Source organism: Polyangium sorediatum, from assembly GCF_029946465.1.
Classification (GTDB): domain Bacteria; phylum Myxococcota_A; class Polyangia; order Polyangiales; family Polyangiaceae; genus Polyangium; species Polyangium fumosum.
Genome location: NZ_JARZHI010000123.1, coordinates 1 through 18869, shown reverse-complemented (window position 1 = coordinate 18869; position 18869 = coordinate 1). Strand labels below are relative to the sequence as shown.

The window sequence follows — 18869 nt, the reverse complement described above, 5'->3', positions numbered from 1 at the left end:
TGGGGGCCGCGGCCGGCGCGGCGGGCTGCACGGGGCGCACGCCGGCGGCCGGGCGCACGGCCGCACGCGCAGCGGGGCCTCCGGCCGCGCGACCCATCATGCCGAATGCCGGGCCTGGCTGCGGTACGACCGGACGCACGCCGGCCGACGCGGGCCCCCTCGTGGAGGCCGGTCCGGCGGCCACGGCGGGCGCGAGGTTCGCCCCGGAGGGCGCCGACTTTCGCCCCGGCACCATCGGCACCTTCATGAGCGACGTCTTCGCGTTTTCGTCGTCGTCTTCCAGGAGATCGTGCGCCCTCGGCAGCGGCGCGCCGGGCACCGTCGCGGCCGCGAGCGCGGTGACCGCCGGCATGTTGGGCACCGTCTGCGCGGAAGCGCGCGGGGACGACGCCGGGCCCGCCTCGCGCTTCGCCATCGCCGCGCGCGCCACGGCCTGCATCGCGGGCATCTGCCGCATCACCGTGCGTGCGTCGTCCTCGTCGTCGTCCTCCGGCTGATCGTCGGCGAGCGCGGGCAGATCCTTCACCGTCGAATCCGGGTGCCACGACTCGAGCGCTTGCCGGAGCGCGGTGATCGTCGAGGCGCGGCGGCTCGCATCGCGCTCGAACGCGGCATCGAGGATGTGCTGCAGATCATCGTCGCCGACGTCGAACGACGAGAGCGGCGCGGGGGACGTCGAGACGATCTTCTGCCGGATGCCGTCCTCGTCGCTCGCCTGGAAGGGGCTCGCGCCCGTGAGGAGCGTGTAGAGCGTCGCGGCGGCGGCCCACGTGTCGTCGGCGAGCGCCTTCGTCCCTTTGAGGACCCGCTCCGGCGAGTGGAAGTCGGCTCGGTTCGGCGCGGAGGGACCTGCGACGAGCATCCCGAGCGAGGTGCGCGACACGGCCGCCGTCTTGACGGCCGCGGGCGACACGCCGCCGTGCGCCTGCCCGCGCGAATGCAGCGCCTCGAGCTTCTTCGTGAGCCGGATGGTCCAGCCGACGGCGTCGAGCTCGTTCAACGGGCCGTCACGTGCAATCCGATCCGCAAGCGTTTCCACCGGAGTCCTCAGCCTAGTTGCCGGAGCGACCCGTCGTCTACGACGACGCTCGTTCGCTCGTGGGAAAATCTGCTACGGTCGCCGCGTCATGGGCCTGCGTGGTCGCTTGCCTCGGTCGACATGGCCCACGTGGCTTCTTTCGCTTGCCCTGCTCGGGTGCCAGCGCGAGCTCGACATGGCCAAGCATTACGACGATCGCAACGCGGCCACAACGATCCGCTACATCGGCGTTCGCGAGGCGACCCGGCAGTACCCCGACTACGGCGTCATCCAAAGCACGATTCTCGCGGAAGGCGGCGGCGCGAAGAAGGAAGGGCGTGCCCCGTGAGCCGCGTGCTCGCGCGCACCCCCTTCCTGGCTGCGTCTGTTGCACTCGTGAGCGGTCTCCTCGGCTGCGCCTCGCCGCAGAAGCTCGCGGCGGAGTTCGTCGCCGCGGCGACGCCGGGGCACCTCCGGCCCGTCGTGGCGTGCTGGGAGCAGGAGTACGAGGCGTCCGGCTTCCAGGGCGAGTACATGGCCACGATCGACCTCGAAATCTCGGGCTCGGAGGTCATCGAGAGCGCGCGCGTCACCGCGCTCGATCCGACGGGCGAGAGCCGAAGCGAGCGAGACACCGGCCCGTTCCGCGCGTGCCTGGAGAAGGCCTTCGTCGGGATCGAGCTGCCGAGCCAGGCGGACGCCGACGGGCCCGGCTACAGCTCCGTCGTCGGGGTCTCGGTGCGCAACTACAAGTTCGCGTTCCTCGGCGATCAGGACGAGCGTCGCAAGCGCGCCGGAGGCCGGCAAGCGCACGTGCTCATCGGGCCGCGCGCCGATCGGTGCCAGGGCCTCTACGTCTACCATCCGCCGCGCGACACCTCCGCGCTCTTCACGGAGATCGCGCTCGGCAAGACGAGGGCGGAGAGCGCGCGGGGCAAGGATCGGGATCAGCACGCGCGCGAGCTGCAGAAGACCTACGATCTCCAGCTCGAGCTCGCCGCGCGGCTCCGGTCCGATCTCGCCGACACCTCCCTCCCGCCGGTGAACCGCAAGCGGCTCACCGAGGCGCTCGATACAGCGCGAACGGAGGCGCGAGCGACCGGGGCGGCCATCGGCTGCAAGCCTTTCGAAGACCGACGGTAGCCCTCGGAAAATACTAGCGTCCGCCCGCCTCCGGCCGCATCACGTGGGGGAGGGTACTCATGACGGTGACGAGGGCAGATCTCGAGCGTTGCCTCGACCTCGTGAAGGGCTCGGTCGTCGAGCCACGCGTGGGCCTGTTCGGCCCCACGAGCCGGACCTGGCACATCGCGCGCGAAGGTGTCGTCTTCCTCGCCGGCGGCGCGGCCGCGCTCCAGCAGCTCGCGCATCCCTTCGTCGCGCACGGCGTCGCCGAGCATTCGGTCACGCGCGAGGACACCTTCGGCCGCTTCCTGCGCACCTTCGAGAACGTCTACGCGATGATCTTCGGCCCGCTCGATCGCGCCCTCCGCTCGGCGCGGGCCGTCCACGCGATCCACGAGCGCGTGACCGGCGTGATGCCCTTACCGGCCGGATCGTGGTCCGCGGGCGCGCGTTACCAGGCGAACAACAAGGGCGCGCTGCGCTGGGTCTTCACGACCTTGATCATCAACGCGGTGCGCGCCTACGAGCTCGTCATCGATCCGCTCGAAGAGCACGAGAAGGACGAGTATTACGCCGAGTCGCGGCGCTTCGCGCTCCTCTTCGGGCTCGAAGAGGGCGACCTGCCGCCGTCCTTCGCCGCGTTCGAGCGCTCCTTCGACGACACGGTCCGCTCGGGCGCGATCGTCGTCACACCGCCCGCGCGCGAGCTCGCGGATTACCTCCTCGCGCCGCCGCACCCCGCGCTCGGCCTCGCCTGGCGCTGGTACACCCTGGTGACGGCGTCGCTCCTGCCCGAGCCGCTGCGGGAAGGGTTTGGCTTCTCGTTCGGGCCTCGCGAGCAGGCGCGCGTCGACACCTCGATCCTCGCGATTCGCCGCGCCTATCCCCGCATCCCCGCCCGGCTCCGCCACGTCCCCGCCTACACCGCGGCCGAGCGTCGCCTCGCGTCCGGCGACGCCTACGTCCGCGAGCCCGACACCGGCCGCCCCTTCCTGCTCAAGCTCCTGCTGCGCATGAGCCGCGCCGCCGTGCTTTAGTCCCGAGGGGGACGCAGCTCTACCCCCGCGCCGGCCGCCGCCGCTCCTTGAACCACGCGCGCACCTTGCGCATGCGCGAGAGCTGCTTCCACGGCGCCCGCATCTTGCACGTCGACGCCTCGTCCGTGCCTTCCTTCGCGCCCCAGCGCACCTCGGGGCAGTCGTTCGGGTTGTATCCAACCTCCAGCGACTCGGCCCGCGAAACCACGTCCGCGAGCGAAAGCGAAAACGACGCCCCGTCACTCCGCACGTACGAAAAACGCCGCGCTTCGAGCTCGCGCGTGAGCGTCGCGTCGAGCTCCGCGCGCACCTCTGCCGCTGTCTTCCCCGACGGCATCGCGTATCGCTCCGGCCTCCGCTCGACGCGCGCCGGCAGCGCGCGGGCCACGTCGATCGCCACGAGCAAGCGCAGATCGCGCGACGGCGTGGAGAAATCCTCCCACGGGCCCACCGTCTGGAAGATGCTCGCCTCGTCGGGCATCTCCACCGATTTGCCGCCGTCTTGCCGGTATTTTCGCCCGTTCTCCACGGACACGACGCGCCCCTTCACCTGCTCTTCCAGCGCGTCGATCGTCTCGATCAGCGCGCGTGTCGGATCGAGCGGCAGCGGCGAGAGCACGTCGTCGACCCGATCGTAAAACCCCTCCACGCCGTGCTCGTACTGCTCCATCGCGTGATCGCCGTGATCCGGGTGCGCGGCGATCTCCTGGTTCGAGAGCGCGCGCAGCGCCCCGCGCTCCACCACGAGCGGACGGAACCGCTTGAAGCCTGGGCCGCCGAGCGAAGGATCGAGCGCGAAGAGAAAGTTCCCCCGCCAGTACCGACGCCGCGCCACCGTCCCATCCGGCTGCCCGTCCACCGCGAGCAGCATCCCCGCCCGCTCGCTCGTCTGGGGCACGCGTTTCACCACGACGAGCACGTGCCCGTACGGATCCGCGTAGATCGTCCCCGGCCGGAGGGATCCTTCGTCGAGACGAACGGGATAAAAATCGGTCTCGTCGTCGTCGCCTGCGGTTCGACCCGTCCCCGAGTGCACCGTGTCCGCCAGCGTCGTGCGCACGAACTCCGCGAAGCCCGCCATCGGATCCGTGCGCGCGTGCCGCGGCCATTCGAGGCTCGTCCGCGGCCGCTTGCAGAACGGCGCGCGCCCCCCGCCGCCGCGCGTGCACGACGAGTACGCGAACGGAAGCCCCATTTTGAACGCAAAATAAGCCCTGAGCGCGTAGGGCAGATCCGCGCAGTCCGGATCGAGCACCGGCGCGTCGGGCCCGGCATCGTCCTCGCCGCGGCCGAGGTGGTCGTGCAGCAAATTCCGCTTCGGATCCCGGAGCGCCTCGTGCAGCGCCGGGAACGTGAGCGGCTCGCCGAGCGGCGCATCGAAGAGCGCCTCGATCCACGCCGCGTACAGGTTCTCCGTCGCCTTCCCCCATGCCCCGGAGATCGGCCACATCCCGCGCGCGGCCCGCGGCGGCTCCTCCGCGTCGTCGATCGTCACGTCCTTGCACGCGCGCGCCGCCTGCGCCTCGGCGAGCACCACGCGCAGCGTCCCCGCCGCGGGCGCGGGCACGGTCGTGCTCCAGAAGTACGGCCCTGCGCCGCGCCGCTCGTCCGCGCGGACGACCGTTTTTCCGCTCCCGTCCTGAACGACGAGCGCACCTTCGCTTGCTTCATCGGCGACCGCGAGGATCCGCAGCGGCTGCCCGGGGCGTGGCTTGCGCGGCGAGACGAAGATCGCGAACGCGGGCGCGTCCGTGCACGAATCGATCACCGGAGGCGGATCGTTCGTCGGGACGAACGCCGCGGCCGAGGCCACGGGCAGCGCCGTCCCGGCGAGCCCGCGGGCTGCTGTGAGGGGCGAGGCGCGCCCACCGGGCTCGCCACAACCGGCGAGCGCCGCGAGCAGGAAGAAGGCCCAAGGCCGCAGCATGGCCGACACTTACCGCGGCGGAAAGCCAGGGAGCAATAACCTAGAGCATCGTTCGGGCGAACGATGCTCTAGGGGAGATCGCGAAGCGAGCTCCCTCGGGGGGTGAATCGGCCGGGCTTCGCCTGGCCGAGAGGGGGACGCGAGGCGTCCCCCTCGGGACTAGAAGCTGTATTTCGCGCGGGTGAACACCGTCGACCCGCCCGTCTCCGGGGAGCCGAACTTCGTGTAGGGCTTGCCGAGCTGGAGCAGGGCCCCGGCCGCGAGCTCCAGCCCATTGCCGAAGTTGTAATCGAGCTCCGGGAAGATCACCATCGAGAACCCCTCGGCGCTGAGCGGCGAGATCTTCCTCTGCACGCGTTTCCCTTGCTCGTCGTCCCACGTGTCCTCCACGAGCGGCGTCGCGTCGAGGATCGTGAACAGCCGGAACATGCCCGCCTGGTTCGCGAACTTGAAGTCGGCGCCCAGCACCACGTAATCGCCGAGCCGCGGCCGCAGGATCTCTCGCGAGCATGTCTGGCCGTTCTTCGAGAGCGCGCACGCGAGCACGTTCGACCCCTCGATCACGCCGCTCTGCCGGACCGTATACCCTTCCTTGATCCAGTCGCCCGCGCCGTACTCGTCCACGAGCCCGTGCACCCACATCGCGTTCACGTACACGTGCTCACCGAACGTGTAATCGAGGCCGAGCACCCATTTCAAGAACGGCGTGTTGTCCACGACGAGCGGCTCCCGCCCGCCGGGGCCGCCGGGCTGCCCATCGCCGTCGTAATCGTATTCGCCGGCGGCCTGCGGGATCCCCAGCGCGAGCGCGTCGTTCGTCAGCCGGATCGACTGGCTCTGCGGCACCACGAGCGCGCCTTCGAAGCGATATCCGAGCCCGTTGATCTCCTCCGAGATCCACGAGAACGGGTTCACCTCGCCCGTCACGTTCAGCCCGTAGACGTGCATCCGCGGATACTCGAGCGTCACGTCCGTGAGCAAGAGCCCTTCGACGCAATCGTTCGTATCACTCGGGTTGCAGCGCCGACCGAGCGCCTGGCGGGTGTGGTTGCTCCGTGGCTGCGGGAAATCCGTGCGGCCGTTGTAATACGAGAGCGCGACGTCGTGCTCCTTGATCGTGCCCGCGATCCGGTAGGCGACCTGCATGTTGTCGAACGTCGGCTCGGGCAGCACGGGCGTCACGTTGCCGATGATCGTCGGATGGCCGAAGAGCGTCTGTGCCGCGGCCTGCTCGGCGACCACGCGCTGCCGCAGCGAATCCGAGACGAACGGCAATCGGTCGAGCTGCGCCACCGCGAGCGAGCCCGAGAGCGGCAGCATCGCGGGCTTGAAGAGCGGCACGAGCACGCCGGAGATCGACCAGTCCTCGTTGATCCAGTAATCGGCCTTCACCATGAAATTGGCGACCTGCCGGCCGAAGAGCAGCGGATCCCGCAGATCGTCGGGGTTCAAGTTGTTCGTCGGGTTGAACTGATCCCCGACGCCCCAGGAGACCACCTGCTGGCCGATGCGCAGATCGAGCCCCTTCACGAAGATCCCCTCGGCCTCCATGTAGATCGAGCGCGCTTCGAGGCGGTACGGCTCGGCCTTCTCGACCCGCGAGAGGTCGCCGATGGCCGTCATTCGCTCGGGAACCCCGCTCCACACGAAATCGACCGCCGCGACGCCGTGGAACCGCCCGTAATTCGCTTCGAGCTTCAGGCCGAGCGTATTCCAGTTGCGCTCGACGCCCGCCGGCAGCTCCTGCCGCGAATACCATTCGCCCACGCCCACGGGCTGCATGCGGAAGCGCAGATCGCTCTGGATGCGGCCGCTCCAGTCGAGCTCGAGCTCATCGTCGGCGTGGGCGCTCGTCGCTGTGCCGAGCAGGAGGGCGAGGGCGCAGACGGTCGCGCTGCCCCGACGAACATGGCGGTACATGCTTCTTTTGACCTCGGGTCCTGAAAAACGTCGCGCCGCCCGTCCCGTCGAGCGGGAGGGGCGGCGCGCGTATCTACATCTATCTCGGGGGAGGCGAAATCTACTTTTCGAGGCTGCGCTTCGAGAAGAGGTCGTCGCTCATCTCCTCGTTCACCTTCCACGCCTTGCGCACCATCTTCGTCCAGTGGCCGCCCTTCGTGTGGTCGACCATCTTGAGCTCCTGCGGGCTGCAGACATTACCCTGACAGTCGTAGGTCGTGCGCGTCTCGGTCTTCACGTGCTTGCCGGCCGTGTTGAAGTACTTGATCTCCGACGGCAGGTTCTTGTCCTTCACGATCTTGAACTCGATCTTGCCGTTGGGGACCGTCTGGCCCGCCTTCGCCGTCGCCACGAGCGTCTGCTCCGCGCCCGCGTCCGCGGCGAGCTGCGCGTCGTAGAAGGCCGCGTACGCCTGCGTCGCGAGGTCGTCCTGGCTGAAGGCGAGCCCCATGAAGCCTTGATCGGTCACGTGGCTGGCGATCCGCCGGATCTTCCCGAACGCCGGGAGATACACGTACATCTGCGTGGGCGAGAGGATGAGGACCTTGGTCCCCTTCATGTCGGCGGGCGCGGTGAACTCGGTCAGGCGCTTCTCGCCCTTGATGTAGACCTTGAGCCCCATCTTCTTCTCGTCTTTGCCGGGCTCTTTGTTGACGACCTCGTACTCGTAGTACTGGGTCTTCGCGCGGTTCATCGCCTCTTCCATCGCCTTCAGGGCCTTGTCGCCCGGGGCGTCGGCGCCCGCATGCCCGGCCCAGAGCAGGGCCGCGAGGAGGGGAGCAGAGGCGGAAAGCCAACCACGGAAAGCTGTACTCATCTCGAACCTCGTTCGTTCAGGGAAGGGCTCGTGCTCGTGTCGAGAACGGCGTCCGACGCATCGGACGCAGGTGCGGCGCTCGGTATTCTAGTCCCGTCGCCGTAGTAGCGCGTTTTGCGGGCGAAGAGCGGGATCACCAGCATCGTGGCCAGGGCGGCCGCCACCATGGCTGCCGCGGTCAGGCCCCCGACGTTCTTCAGGGGCCGCGCCTCGCCGAGCGTGAGCACGAAAAAGCCGGCCGCCACCATCCACGCGCTCATCCAGATCGCCGGCCCGGCCCGCCGCGCGGCCGTCGTGGCCGCCTCCGCGAGCGAGGACTTCTCCGAGGCGTTCCAGGCGACCATCAAGTGTACCGCATAGTCCACGCCCGCCCCGATGATCAAGCTCGGAAGCATCGACGTCCCGATGTCGAGGGGGACGCCGAGCACCCCCATGCCGCCATAAATGACCGCCATCGTCAGCATGATGGGAAGCACGCCGAGCAGGCCGCTCCAGAACGACCGGAAGAGCCCGACCATCAGCAGCAGCACGAAGCCGAGCGCGAAGAACAGGCTCTTCCAATGGTTTGACGCGACGCTCCGTGACAGGCCTGCGTGCATCACGGGCAGGCCCGTCACCGCGACCGCGAGCTTTTGCTCGCCCGACGCGGACGGCTCGGCCCCCGCCGCCGGCGGGAGCGCGAGGGCCGGTACGTCGAGATCCATCCACGCCGCCGCGATCGCCGCGTAAAACCGTTCTCCCTTCGCGCCCGCCGGCGCCGCGATCTTCGCTTCGACGGCGAGCTGCTTCGCCCGGGCCATCGCCTCGCTCCGCCGCCAGATCTCCTCCAGCGGACGATCGACCGTGTCCGCGAGATCCGTGACGAGCGTGTCCCCCACGGGTTTGTCGAGGGCGACCGCGATCACCTCCGCGAGCTTCGTCTCGTCGGGCCGAGCTCCGAGCGCCGTCAGCGCGCGCGCCACCTTGTCGATCGTCGTGGCCCCTTCGAGCTCCACGCTGCACTCCTCCGAGCCGAGGAACCGCGTGAGCGCGGCGCGCGTGGCCTCCGACGCGTCGGCCTTCGCCGGCGTCGCGAGGCGCGCCTCGAGATCCGCCTGCTCGGGCATGGGGGCGCCAAAGGCCTTCCCGACCGCGCGCATGCGGGCGGCGGCGAGGGAGCGCACGCGCGCCGCGACCTCGTCCTTCCGGGCCCCCTTCGCCTCGGCCACCGTGTACGTCGTCGTGATGGCCTTGCCCGCGACCTCGCGAATCGTTTCGAGGACCGGCTCGGTCTCGGACGCGACGCTCGTGTCGAGCTTGACCTGCAGGAGCGCCTTTTTCCGGTCGTCCGTGACGAGCTGCGTGACCGCCTTTTTGCCTTCGAGGAAGCCGTAGAGCAGCTTCACCTTGGCCGCGGTGTCCGGGATGCGCCGATCACCTTCCATCGCCTCGTTGATCTGCGCCACCACCGCGCCCACGTGGTTCACCGAGCTCACGTGCGGCAGGACCACGAGGCGGTCGGCGAGGGCCTGGATCTCGCGGAGGACGACCGGATCGGTCATGTCGCCCTCGACCTGGATCTGCACGAAGAGCGAGCCGCCGAAGCCGTCGCGCAGGAAGGCCTCGGCCTGGTCGGGCGGGCTATTCTTCGAGAAAAACGCCGCGTTATCCATGCGGCTCTCGATCTTGCCGACGAAGAGCGCGCTCCCGAGCGCGAGCGCGCCGACGGCCGCGCCGACGAGGGCACGCCGCCGCTGCGGCAGCGTGCAAAGCCACGCGTGCAGGCGGGCCACGCCGCCCTTCGCCGCCGGCCTCCCTTTGAGCTTCACGAGGTAAGCCACGGCCGGCACGAACGTGAGCGAGAGCGCGAGCGTGATGAGGATTCCGACGGCCGCGAACACCCCGAAGGTCCGGAGCGGCGCGATATCCATCAGCAGGAACGACAGGAGGCCGGCCACGGTCATGAGGCCGCTCGCGAGGACGGGCGGGCCCATCTCGCAGAGCGTCCGCACGAGGGCCGTCTCGCGGTCGTGCTCGTGCGCGAGGGCATAATAACGGCTCAGGATGTGGACGGCATAGGCGCTGCCCAGGGCGAACAGAATGACGGGGAGCGAGCCGAGGATGACGTCGACGGGGACGCCGAGCGCGCCCATGAGCCCGAGCGACATCACGATGGCGAGCGCCGTCGAGAGGAGCGCGAGCCCGGCCCCGATGACGTCGCGGAACGAGAGCACCGTGATCAGCACGATGACGAGCACCGCCCAGGGCGCGAGCCGCCGCATGTCGTCCTGCGTGACGCCGTAGATGTACGTCGAGATGAACGGCGCGCCGCCCCAGAACTTCGCCTCGCGCGGAAATGCCTCCTCCACCGCCGCGCGGACCTTTTGCGCGAGCACCTTCTGATCCGCCCCGTGGGCGGCGAAGCAATAAAGGAGCGCGGACTTTCCGTCCGCCGAGATCAGGTTTCCGACCACGTGATCCAGCGAAAGCACCTTCTCGCGCAGCGCCGCCCGCTCCTCGGGCGTCTCGGGGATCTTGCCGACGAGGTAATCGTTCGTGATGCCGCCCTTCTGCGGATCCGCCACGAAATCGTCCATGTTCGTCAGCGTCATCGCGTAGCCGACGCCGTCCGTCTCGTTCAGACGTTTCGTCAGGTCCCGAAGGCGCGTGAGGAATTCGGGCGCGAGCGCGTCGTCCGTGCTGATTCCGACGAGCGCGATGTCGAGGCTGCCGAATCGCTTGCTCACGTCGTAGAAGACGCCCACCTCCGGGTTTTCACGCGGCAGGAACGAAAGCACGTCGTCGTCGCGATCGACCCGAGACGCAAAAAACAAGCTCGCCAGCGAGAGCAAGAGGACCACGAGGACGATGGCCCACGCCGTCGTTCGACGAACGATGAATTGTGCGAAAGCTTGCATGCAGAGGAGTTCCTGACTTCGGGACGGCCGCGGAGCAAACCGAAGCCAAAGGGCGATGTCAAGCGCGCAGACGCCCAGGACGTGCCCATCGAAGGCGCGCCGCGTGGTGGATGCAATGCGGTGTTCTCGCGCTGCTATCGCAATGCAAGTGTCAGCGGGATGCCGGTGCGGCCGAGGGCGCCTGGGGCGCAGACGGCGCAGGCGAGCGCCGCGCGAACAAACCGATGACCGCCAGCACGCCCACGAGCGCGAGGACGCCGATCGCGAGGATCACGAAGCCGATCCAGCGTCGTTCGGGCGCCGCCGGTGGCGCGGGCGGATAGGGCATGGCGGCCTGATTCTGACCGGTCATGGCCTGCCAGTTCGGCTGCGGCGGCGCCTGCGGATTCGGCCCGCCCCACGCCGCCCTTTGCGCCTCGGGCAAACCCTGGAGCGGCATCGTTCCTTGCGGGCTCGCCATACCGAGCGGCGCGGCTTGCGGCGGCGCTCCCACCGGCGGTCCGCCGGACCAGCCGCTCGGCATGGCGCTCCGTGGGACGTTTATCTGCGGCTCGGGCTGCGAAGGCGGTACGCCCTGCGGATACGAGGGCGGCGGCCCCGGCATCTCCTTCATTGGAGGCGGCGCGCCTGGCATCGGGTTTCCCGTGAACGCCGCGAGCGGGATCGTCTTCGCCACCTTGTGGCTCGCCGGCGACGACGTCGAGGGCGGCGGCCCGGTCATCCCCGGCCGATACACCATCGTGACCGCGAGCCCGCCCTCGTCGCCGTCGTCCGAAGACGCCTGCGCGCCACCACTCCGCATTCTCTCGACGATCGGTTCGAGCCGCGCGACGATCTCGGCCGCCGACGCGATGCGCGCCCGCTTGTCGCGCACGATGCACCCGGCGACGATCTCGTCGATCGCCGGATCGATGCTGGGCACGACCTCACGGAGCCGCGGGATCGGGGCCGTGAGCACCGCGTGGATCAGATCCGGGCCGCGGCCCGCGAACGGCCGCTGACCCGCGAAGAGCTCGAACATGAGCACGCCGTACGACCAGATGTCCGTGCGCGGGTCGAGATCGGGCGCGCCGGCGATCTGCTCGGGGCTCATGTAGGCGGGCGATCCGAGCAGGCCCCCGGGCACGGTGAGCATCTCCTCGGCGCCCATCGGCTTGCAGAGGCCGAAATCGAGCACCTTCACGAGCTCGTCCGGGGCGCCCGCCTCGTGGTGCAGGAAGACGTTCGCGGGCTTGAGATCCCGATGGATGATCCCCTGCGCGTGCGCGGCGGTGAGCGCGCGGCCGACGTCCCGCGCGATGGGCAAGGCGCGCGCGACATCCATGCTGCCGTCGCGCTTCACGCAGCCATAGAGCGTGTCGCCCGAAAGAAGCTGCATGACGAGGAAGGGATCTTCGTCCGCGGTCTCGCCGACGTCGTAGACCTCGACCACGTTCCGGTGCGCGATCTGCCCGGCCGCGCGGGCCTCGCGCAGGAGGCGGCGCCGCAGGTTGTCCGTCGCGTTCACGATGAGCTTCACCGCGACGCGGCGGGAGGTCATCTCGTGCACGGCCTCCCAGACGACGCCCATCGCGCCCTGGCCGAGCCTACGAGCGAGGCGGTACTTGCCGCCGACCAGGTCACCGGCCTTCATGCGTGGATGGCATCGTACCACCCCGGCGACGTCCTCCGGGAAGAATCGTTCTAGAGTAGGCGCCCATGCCGTCACTGATCTCTCGCGCGGGCCAAGGCGCCCTCCTCGTGTCGTTCGTCCTCGTCGCGGGCTGCCGCGACGAGCCGTCTCCCACGCCGGAGGGCCGTGCATCGCAGGTGCCCGCGAACGAAAAGCCCGCGCCTACGTCCCTCGCGTCGGCGAGCCCCAAGGCCACGCCGGCCCCGAAGCCCACGCCCGCGCCCACGCCCCGCGCGAGCGCCGCGCCCGCGTCCGCGCCGAGCGCCTCCGCGTCCGCGGCTGTCGAGCCCCCGGCCCTGCCACCCGACCCGCCGTTCGACTGCGACATCGTCCTCACGCCCGAGGAGATCAAGGCCGCGTGTGGCGTCGAGGTCGAGGCCGACGCGAAGCAGCCGACCGAGGACATCGGCGCCGAGCCCACCTGCAGCCGTCGTTGGAACAGCAAGGATGCGGGCACGTTGAGCTTGCTCGTCGTGCGTCACGCGAGTGACGCCGAGGCCAAGGACCGCTTCAAGGACATCGAGGGCGAGGTGAGCGGGATCGAGGCGATTTCAGGCCTCGGCGACGTCGCGCGCCGCTACGTGGAGAAGGGCGCGGGCGGGCACCCGATCTTCAACGTCGAGGTCGTGAAGGGCCGCTTCGACGTCCAGATCTTCAACCCCAAGATCACGCTCGGCGACACGACCGTCGGCCCGGTGTGTGATCACGCGGGGCTCGAAAAGCTGCTCGCCAAAGCGGTGACGCGCCTGCCTTGATCACGCTCAGCCGGGGGGGCTCTGGATCGGCCGGACGGTCCCGTCCGCGCCGATGCGGATCGCCTTGATGCCGCTCACCGCGTGGAGGAGCAAGATGGCCGCGTCTCCACGCGGAAAGAGCCGCATCGCGTGCAGCCGCCCCGCGCCGTTCACGTCTTGGCTCGCCTCGTCGTAGACCACCACGTCGGGCGCGGTCGTGATCGACGCGGGCGTCGCGATCCGCGCGCGCACGCCTGCGTCCGGCGTCCGCCAGACGACGAGCAGCCGGTCGCCGAAGGACGCCGCGAGCACGGGGCTCTCGCCGTTCGACGGCGGCGCCGGGCGCGACATCGGATCGCGACCCCGGAAGAGCTCCTCGAGCGCCAGGACGATCGGCTTGCAACTGTCCTTGTTGCACCACGCGCGCCGCACCTCGTGGGTCGCGGACGCGCCGTCGCCCCGGCGGAGCACGAGCGTCGCCTGCGCCGCCTCGTCGTCACACGTGACGATCTCGGAGACCACGACCGTGCCTGCGGGCCGCGGCAGCTCGTCGGCGCGCACGAGCGGAGAGCCGCCGCGATCCTGGCGGCGCGTCATCCACATCGAAGCGCCGTCCCGCGCGAGGAGCACGAGGCTCTTCGGCGCGCGGCACGCGGCGAGGTGCACGGCGTCGTGCGGGAGCGCCCCGGCGTCCTCGATCGGACCCGTCGGACCTTTGACGGCGCCGAGCCGCCGCAACAAGAGGTGCGGTTTGCCCGCGCGCGGCTCGATCCACGCGAGCGCGTCGCCGAGCACGAACACGCTGGAGAAGCGCACCCGCGGCGGCGGATCGATGCGCACGCGATCGAGCCGCCGCGTGCCTTCGCTCCGATCGAGCCAGAGCGCGAGCTCCTCGCCGCGCTTGCCGAGTTCCATCTCGACGACCCCCACGACCTCCTTCGCCGTCGAGAACCCGCCGACCACGTGGTACGGCTCGCCGAACACCTGCCCCGTGTCCGCCCGGTAAAACGTCGATCGCGCCGAGCTTCGATCGGCGATCAGTCCGGGCCCCTCGTCGTCGGCCGCGGGCCAGAGGTGTGGCCGCGGCAGGCGGGCGCGCGGCGCGAGCGGCACACACGACGCGGCGTCGAGGCCCGCGGGGAACAGGCACGTCGCATGCGGACCGCCCCGATCGCCGCGGAACACGAGCCGCAAGGTTCGTCCCGGGACGAGGTCTGCGGCGTGATCGCCGAACCCGATCCGCTCGGCGAGGTTCGGCGCGTCGAGGTCGGCCGGCGACGCGGGCGCAGGCGGCAGCGGCACCTCGCTCGGCCCGCCGTCCGGATCGACCAGACTCCAGAGCGACGGGAGCGGGAGATCCGTGCGGGTATACATGTCCCGCGCCTTTTCGATCACGCGCGCCGCGAGATCGGGCGGCGGTGCGAAGGCCGCGCGACCCCTGCGCCGCTCGGCGTCCGCGAGCGCCTCGGCGTGCGCGGCGCATCGACCGGGCCATCCTGGGCCCGTCGTGGAGAGGCGCTCCGGATCGGGCAGCGAAACGGCCGTGAGCAGGATCCTCCGCAGCCGCTCGTCCGGCGTCTCGCGCGCGGCGGGCGGCTCGCCGAAGAGGCAACGGAAGAGCGCCGCGCCCGCGCGTTTCGCGTCGCGCGCCGCCGTGAGGCGCGGCAACCCGAACCAGACGCCCGCCGCGGCGAGCGCGAGCCCGAGCGCGCCGAGCGCGCCGATCACGAGCCTCCGCCGCCGGTTCGCGCCGCCCTCGGGTTTCGCTTCGGCTTGCGCTGGGGTGGCTTCGCCCTCGGGTTTGTCTTCGCTCACGGCCAATCGCTCGTCTGCGAGAGGATATACGATCTCCTGGGGTACGAGGTGAGCGCCTCGTCGCCCTGATTGACGCCCGCCCTTTTTTGGCAGTAATGGGAGTAAGGTTCGCCCCCCAAAATTCAGCACCGAGAGGTCGACCATGACCGACCCCTGCATGGATCCGTACGAGGCCATCGCCTATGGCCGCTTCACCGCGGCGCAGATCAACACGCTTTTGCTCGGGCTCGATCTCGAGCTCGACGGGACTCTCCGGCTCATGGCCAGCCGCGTGGCCACGGCCAGCGAGTCGCTCGAAGCGGCCTTGCTCCGCGCGGGTGTCCCCGAGCTCTTCCTGCATCGCGCAGCCGAAGGCGCGCCCGACGCGGTCCAGGCCGCGCGCGAGACGCTGCGGAGCCTGGTCCACGATGCCGAAGCTTGCCGCGACGGCTTCATGATCACGTCGCGCCTCTTGCAGGGAGAATCGCTCAGCACGGCCGTGCGCCGCACGCCGACGAAGCTCATCACGCGGCTCGAGCATGCGCGTGAGGCGATCGAGAAGATGAAGGACGTGCTGCCCGAGCACGTGTCCTGGTCGGCGCGCGTGGAGCAAGCGCGGGCTGCGCTCGCGGCGTTCGACGACGAGGTGCACGCGGGCCGGTCGGAGCGGCGCTCGATGACGGCGGACGTCGCCACGGCGTGGAACACGTGGCAACGGGCGTACGCGTCGGCCAAGCACGTGGTGCTCGGGGTGCTGGCGGGCGTCGACAAGGTCCCGCTGATCCGGGAGGTATTCGACGACCTCGCGGACGAGAGCCCCTCGCGGCTCAGCCAGCTCCCGCAGGTGCCGGCCACGTATTGACCGGCGCGGAGGCGGGTCCCCCGGCGAGGACCGAGAGCGCCGAATCGTTCGGCGCTCCAGGTCCACTCCGGCCACCGCGCCAGCCACGCCTTGACACGCCGACTGCAGCGCTCGTAGCCTTTGCGCCGCAATGAAACATACGGGTATGCGTCGCACGTCCGTGGTCGTCACCCTCGGGCTTATGACCATCCTGTTCGGATGTTCGAACGATCCTCCACCGAGCGGTGGTCCTGGCGGCGCGGGGGGAATGGGCGGTGTCGGTGGCGCCGGGGGAATGGGCGGCATCGGCGGCGCCGGGGGAGCTGGCGGCGTCGGCGGCGCGTGCACGCCGGTGGACGACGGCAATCCTTGCACCATCGACACGTGCGAGGAGGGGTCGGCGGTCCACGACCCCGCGCCGGCCGGCACCCCGTGCGCGGGTTCTGGCTCTTGGTGCGACGGCATGGGCACCTGCGTCCAGTGCCTCGCTCCCTCCGATTGCCCCGACGTCGACGAGCTCTGCCAGACGCGCACATGCCTCATGGGTCAATGCGGAGTCGACTTCACCCCCGCAGGCACCGCCCATTCGTTGCAGATCACGGGCAATTGCCAGGTCGACCTCTGTGACGGCCAGGGCGGCACGAAAAGCCAGGCCGACGACACCGACCTTCCCAACGACAACAATCCATGCACGGACGACCTCTGCATGGGGGGCGTGCCGTTGCTGGTGGACAAGCCCGAGGGCGCGCCCTGCGGGGCGAACCATCAGTGTAACGCTTTCGGGATCTGCGTCGGTTGAATCACGGCATCGCCGACGGAGCATCGGTCTCCTTGATGGATCTCTCTTCCTTCTTGTCGGCGACGACTTTTCCTCCCCCAGGGCCTCTTCCGCCGCATGACGACGCGGACGTGCCCCTCCTCGTGCGTCGGGCCCAGGGGGCGCCTGGTGCGCCTGTCTGGCCCGGGCTTTTCCCGCGACCTCCCGCGAAGCTCGCTCGGCTCTTGTTATCGTCTCGCGGGTATTTCCCGGCGGCCTCGGTGCTCGCCGCTGCGCAGAACGCATATCCGACGGATGCGCCTCGGGCCCCACGAGCGAACCGCGTGTATGACGCGCATGACGCATTTGCTTGCGCGCTCGTCCATCCCGGCTTGGGCCCGGCCGTGCGCGCGGCGCTCGTGGAAGCGACGATAGGAGCGGAGGCCCCCGAACGAGGATGGCGCTCGCGGCGCAAGAGCTTCGCCCTCTTCCGCTGGGCAGCCGAGCACGGTCATCTCGACCGCTCGCTCCTGTCGGCCCCTCTCGCAGAGCGTGTGGAGAAAGAGCCGCCGCGCGGGCCGAAGAGGCCCACGCTCGATCCTCATCCCCAGGGCGCCCGAGGCGCGCTCGCCTGCTTTGCGGCTGTCTGGCCGCGCTTTCGCCAGAGGCTCGTATCGGAGCGCAAGCACGAATCCTGGTTTGATTATCCAGGCATCGCCGACATGGGACGAACGCACGCGTACGCATGCACGAGTGGTTGCAATGCGCCCTGGGTGCAAGGCGTGTTCGATGCGATGGAGCACGTGCTCGTCCACGGGGATGGGGAAGCGCAGAATCTCGTCGTCGTGGGGCTGATGGAGGCCGTCCAAGGATGGGCCTACCGAGCCGGTGAAGCGGGCAACCGATACGAAGCAAAGCTCGGCCCGCATGCCGCCAAAGCATGGGCAGACCTCATCGAAGGGTGGACGGGAGACGGGATCCGCACGCTCGATGCATGGCGGAGAAAGGCGTAGGCGGGCGCGCAAGCGGGAGCGGGAGCGGGAGCGGGAGCGGGAGCGCAAGCGCAAGCGCAAGCGCGAGGGGGAACGGGATGTAGGGGATCCCGCTCGGGGACGGCGAGCGTACCGTCGTGCTCGGCCTCTTCAAGGCCATGCCGTCCTCGCCGTGCTCGCGCTTCGCGCTCCGCGCGGCTCCGGGCGGTGCGCCGCGCTTCGTAAGAAGAAACCTTCCTCGCCCTTCTCGGAACGGGAGAGGGGTTGGGGGTGAGGCAGGATCAAGGCCCCCATTCCAACACCCCTCGCACCATTCCCGGCGGATCGTGGCATCTCCGGCGACGAACCAATCCCCACTTTCACCGTTGAGTTTTCCCCCGGTCCGTGGGACAAACAAGCGACGCCAGCCGGTGCTCGCAACACCGACCGGCGTCTGACCCACGACACCGCAACAACCGGAGCCATGAGCTAATGGTCACGATACTCGTCCATCCTCCGCCGGCAAACTTTTCGGCGTCGCACGCCTTGCTCGGCCGTCTTTACCTCGAACACCGCGCTTTCCTGCGCCGCCTTCTTCTCGGCCAGGCCGTCCCTCCCCGCGACGTGGAGGATGTCCTCCAAGATATTTTCTTCACGGTCTGGCGTCGCCTCTCGTGCCTGGTCACGCCGGAGCAGGCCCGGCCGTGGCTTTTGGTGATCGGGCTCAACCATGCCCGCAATTACCGAAAGCGCCTTCGCTACGAGCGTGAGGTCCTCGTTGGTTTTGCGGAGGGTCTCCCCGAGCAGGAGGACGGGACGTCGCCGGACACGCTCTTGCAGGCGACGTACGGCATGTTCCGACTCAAGCGATTCCTGGCGAAGCTCAGCTCCCGCCTCCGCGCCGCGGTGCTGCCGTACCTGGAAGGCCAATCGATTACGGAAATTGCATCCTCGCTCGGCATCAACGCGAAAACAGTCTACAGCCGCCTGCACCTCGCCCGGAAGCACCTGAAGACGCTCGCGCTCGCGTGACTCGCGCTTGCGCTCCCGCTCGCGCTTGCGCTCCCGCTCCAGCTCCCGCCTGCCTCCTCATCGGCCCCCTTCCACCCTTGACGCCTGCGCGCAGCAAGCCGTAGCCTCCCCTGCCAATCTTCCACCGTGTAGCACCCCACCCGGGCCGAGAGGATCCACCATCACGGCGGCCGCGGATGGGCTGGGCAGCGCTGTCGTGATGGAGCGAGCCGCGCGCAGGGCCGCGACGAAGCTCCGCGCGCAGTTCGGCATTCGGGACGTCATCCTCGACCTGCGCATCATGGGCGT

At 69.6% G+C, this 18869-nt stretch carries 15 protein-coding genes; 8 read left to right on the top strand and 7 right to left on the bottom strand.

Annotation, left to right across the window (positions count from 1 at the left end; genetic code table 11):
• Positions 1 to 1039: serine/threonine-protein kinase (locus QHF89_RS48265; protein WP_284721943.1), on the bottom strand; the 1039-nt coding region annotated here is incomplete at its 3' end.
• Between the two features lie 88 nt (positions 1040 to 1127).
• Between QHF89_RS48265 and QHF89_RS48260 the strand changes: the two genes are divergently transcribed.
• Genes QHF89_RS48260 through QHF89_RS48250 form a run of 3 tightly spaced genes read left to right on the top strand, consistent with a single transcriptional unit; the run spans position 1128 to position 3180 of the window.
• A complete protein-coding gene (locus QHF89_RS48260) occupies positions 1128 to 1367 on the top strand; it encodes a hypothetical protein (RefSeq protein ID WP_136972315.1) in 240 nt (79 codons plus the stop codon).
• Positions 1364 to 2161, top strand: coding sequence for a hypothetical protein (locus QHF89_RS48255; RefSeq protein WP_136972316.1), 798 nt, complete (start codon positions 1364 to 1366; stop codon positions 2159 to 2161). The genes QHF89_RS48260 and QHF89_RS48255 overlap by 4 nt, the downstream gene beginning before the upstream one ends.
• 59 nt (positions 2162 to 2220) lie before the next feature.
• The gene (locus tag QHF89_RS48250; RefSeq protein WP_136972317.1) at positions 2221 to 3180 is read left to right on the top strand and encodes an oxygenase MpaB family protein; all 960 of its coding nucleotides are present in this window, start codon (positions 2221 to 2223) and stop codon (positions 3178 to 3180) included.
• A 19-nt stretch (positions 3181 to 3199) separates the two neighbouring features.
• Here QHF89_RS48250 and QHF89_RS48245 read toward each other — a convergent pair whose 3' ends face one another.
• The 5 genes from QHF89_RS48245 to QHF89_RS48225 all read right to left on the bottom strand — a co-directional run bounded on the left by QHF89_RS48245 (position 3200) and on the right by QHF89_RS48225 (position 12413).
• On the bottom strand, positions 3200 to 5107 hold the full coding sequence (locus QHF89_RS48245) for a hypothetical protein (protein WP_284721942.1): 1908 nt from the start codon (positions 5105 to 5107) through the stop codon (positions 3200 to 3202).
• 159 nt (positions 5108 to 5266) lie between these two features.
• Positions 5267 to 7027 (bottom strand): DUF1302 domain-containing protein, encoded by a 1761-nt coding sequence (locus QHF89_RS48240; protein WP_136972318.1) that lies wholly within the window; start codon positions 7025 to 7027, stop codon positions 5267 to 5269.
• A gap of 100 nt (positions 7028 to 7127) precedes the next feature.
• Positions 7128 to 7883: an outer membrane lipoprotein-sorting protein gene (locus tag QHF89_RS48235; protein ID WP_136972319.1), complete on the bottom strand. Its 756-nt coding sequence runs from the start codon at positions 7881 to 7883 to the stop codon at positions 7128 to 7130.
• Positions 7880 to 10780 (bottom strand): MMPL family transporter, encoded by a 2901-nt coding sequence (locus QHF89_RS48230; protein ID WP_136972320.1) that lies wholly within the window; start codon positions 10778 to 10780, stop codon positions 7880 to 7882. The genes QHF89_RS48235 and QHF89_RS48230 overlap by 4 nt, the downstream gene beginning before the upstream one ends.
• Before the next feature lie 151 nt (positions 10781 to 10931).
• On the bottom strand, positions 10932 to 12413 hold the full coding sequence (locus tag QHF89_RS48225; protein ID WP_284721941.1) for a serine/threonine-protein kinase: 1482 nt from the start codon (positions 12411 to 12413) through the stop codon (positions 10932 to 10934).
• A gap of 65 nt (positions 12414 to 12478) precedes the next feature.
• On the opposite strand from QHF89_RS48225, the gene QHF89_RS48220 reads away from it, so the two are divergent.
• A complete protein-coding gene (locus tag QHF89_RS48220) occupies positions 12479 to 13207 on the top strand; it encodes a hypothetical protein (RefSeq protein WP_284721940.1) in 729 nt (242 codons plus the stop codon).
• A 6-nt stretch (positions 13208 to 13213) separates the two neighbouring features.
• Here the strand turns inward: QHF89_RS48220 and QHF89_RS48215 are convergent, their stop codons facing one another.
• Entirely contained in the window at positions 13214 to 15001 is a 1788-nt protein-coding gene (locus QHF89_RS48215) for a hypothetical protein (protein WP_136972323.1), read from the bottom strand.
• A 142-nt stretch (positions 15002 to 15143) separates the two neighbouring features.
• Between QHF89_RS48215 and QHF89_RS48210 the strand changes: the two genes are divergently transcribed.
• The 4 genes from QHF89_RS48210 (at position 15144) to QHF89_RS48195 (ending at position 18581) form a co-directional block, all read left to right on the top strand.
• The gene (locus QHF89_RS48210; RefSeq protein ID WP_136972324.1) at positions 15144 to 15842 is read left to right on the top strand and encodes a hypothetical protein; all 699 of its coding nucleotides are present in this window, start codon (positions 15144 to 15146) and stop codon (positions 15840 to 15842) included.
• 145 nt (positions 15843 to 15987) lie between these two features.
• A complete protein-coding gene (locus tag QHF89_RS48205) occupies positions 15988 to 16620 on the top strand; it encodes a hypothetical protein (RefSeq protein ID WP_136972325.1) in 633 nt (210 codons plus the stop codon).
• 35 nt (positions 16621 to 16655) lie between these two features.
• The gene (locus QHF89_RS50320) at positions 16656 to 17591 is read left to right on the top strand and encodes a DUF7674 family protein (RefSeq protein WP_425440859.1); all 936 of its coding nucleotides are present in this window, start codon (positions 16656 to 16658) and stop codon (positions 17589 to 17591) included.
• Positions 17592 to 18041: 450 nt separating this feature from the next.
• On the top strand, positions 18042 to 18581 hold the full coding sequence (locus QHF89_RS48195; protein WP_136972327.1) for an RNA polymerase sigma factor: 540 nt from the start codon (positions 18042 to 18044) through the stop codon (positions 18579 to 18581).
• Positions 18582 to 18869: the final 288 nt, after the last annotated feature.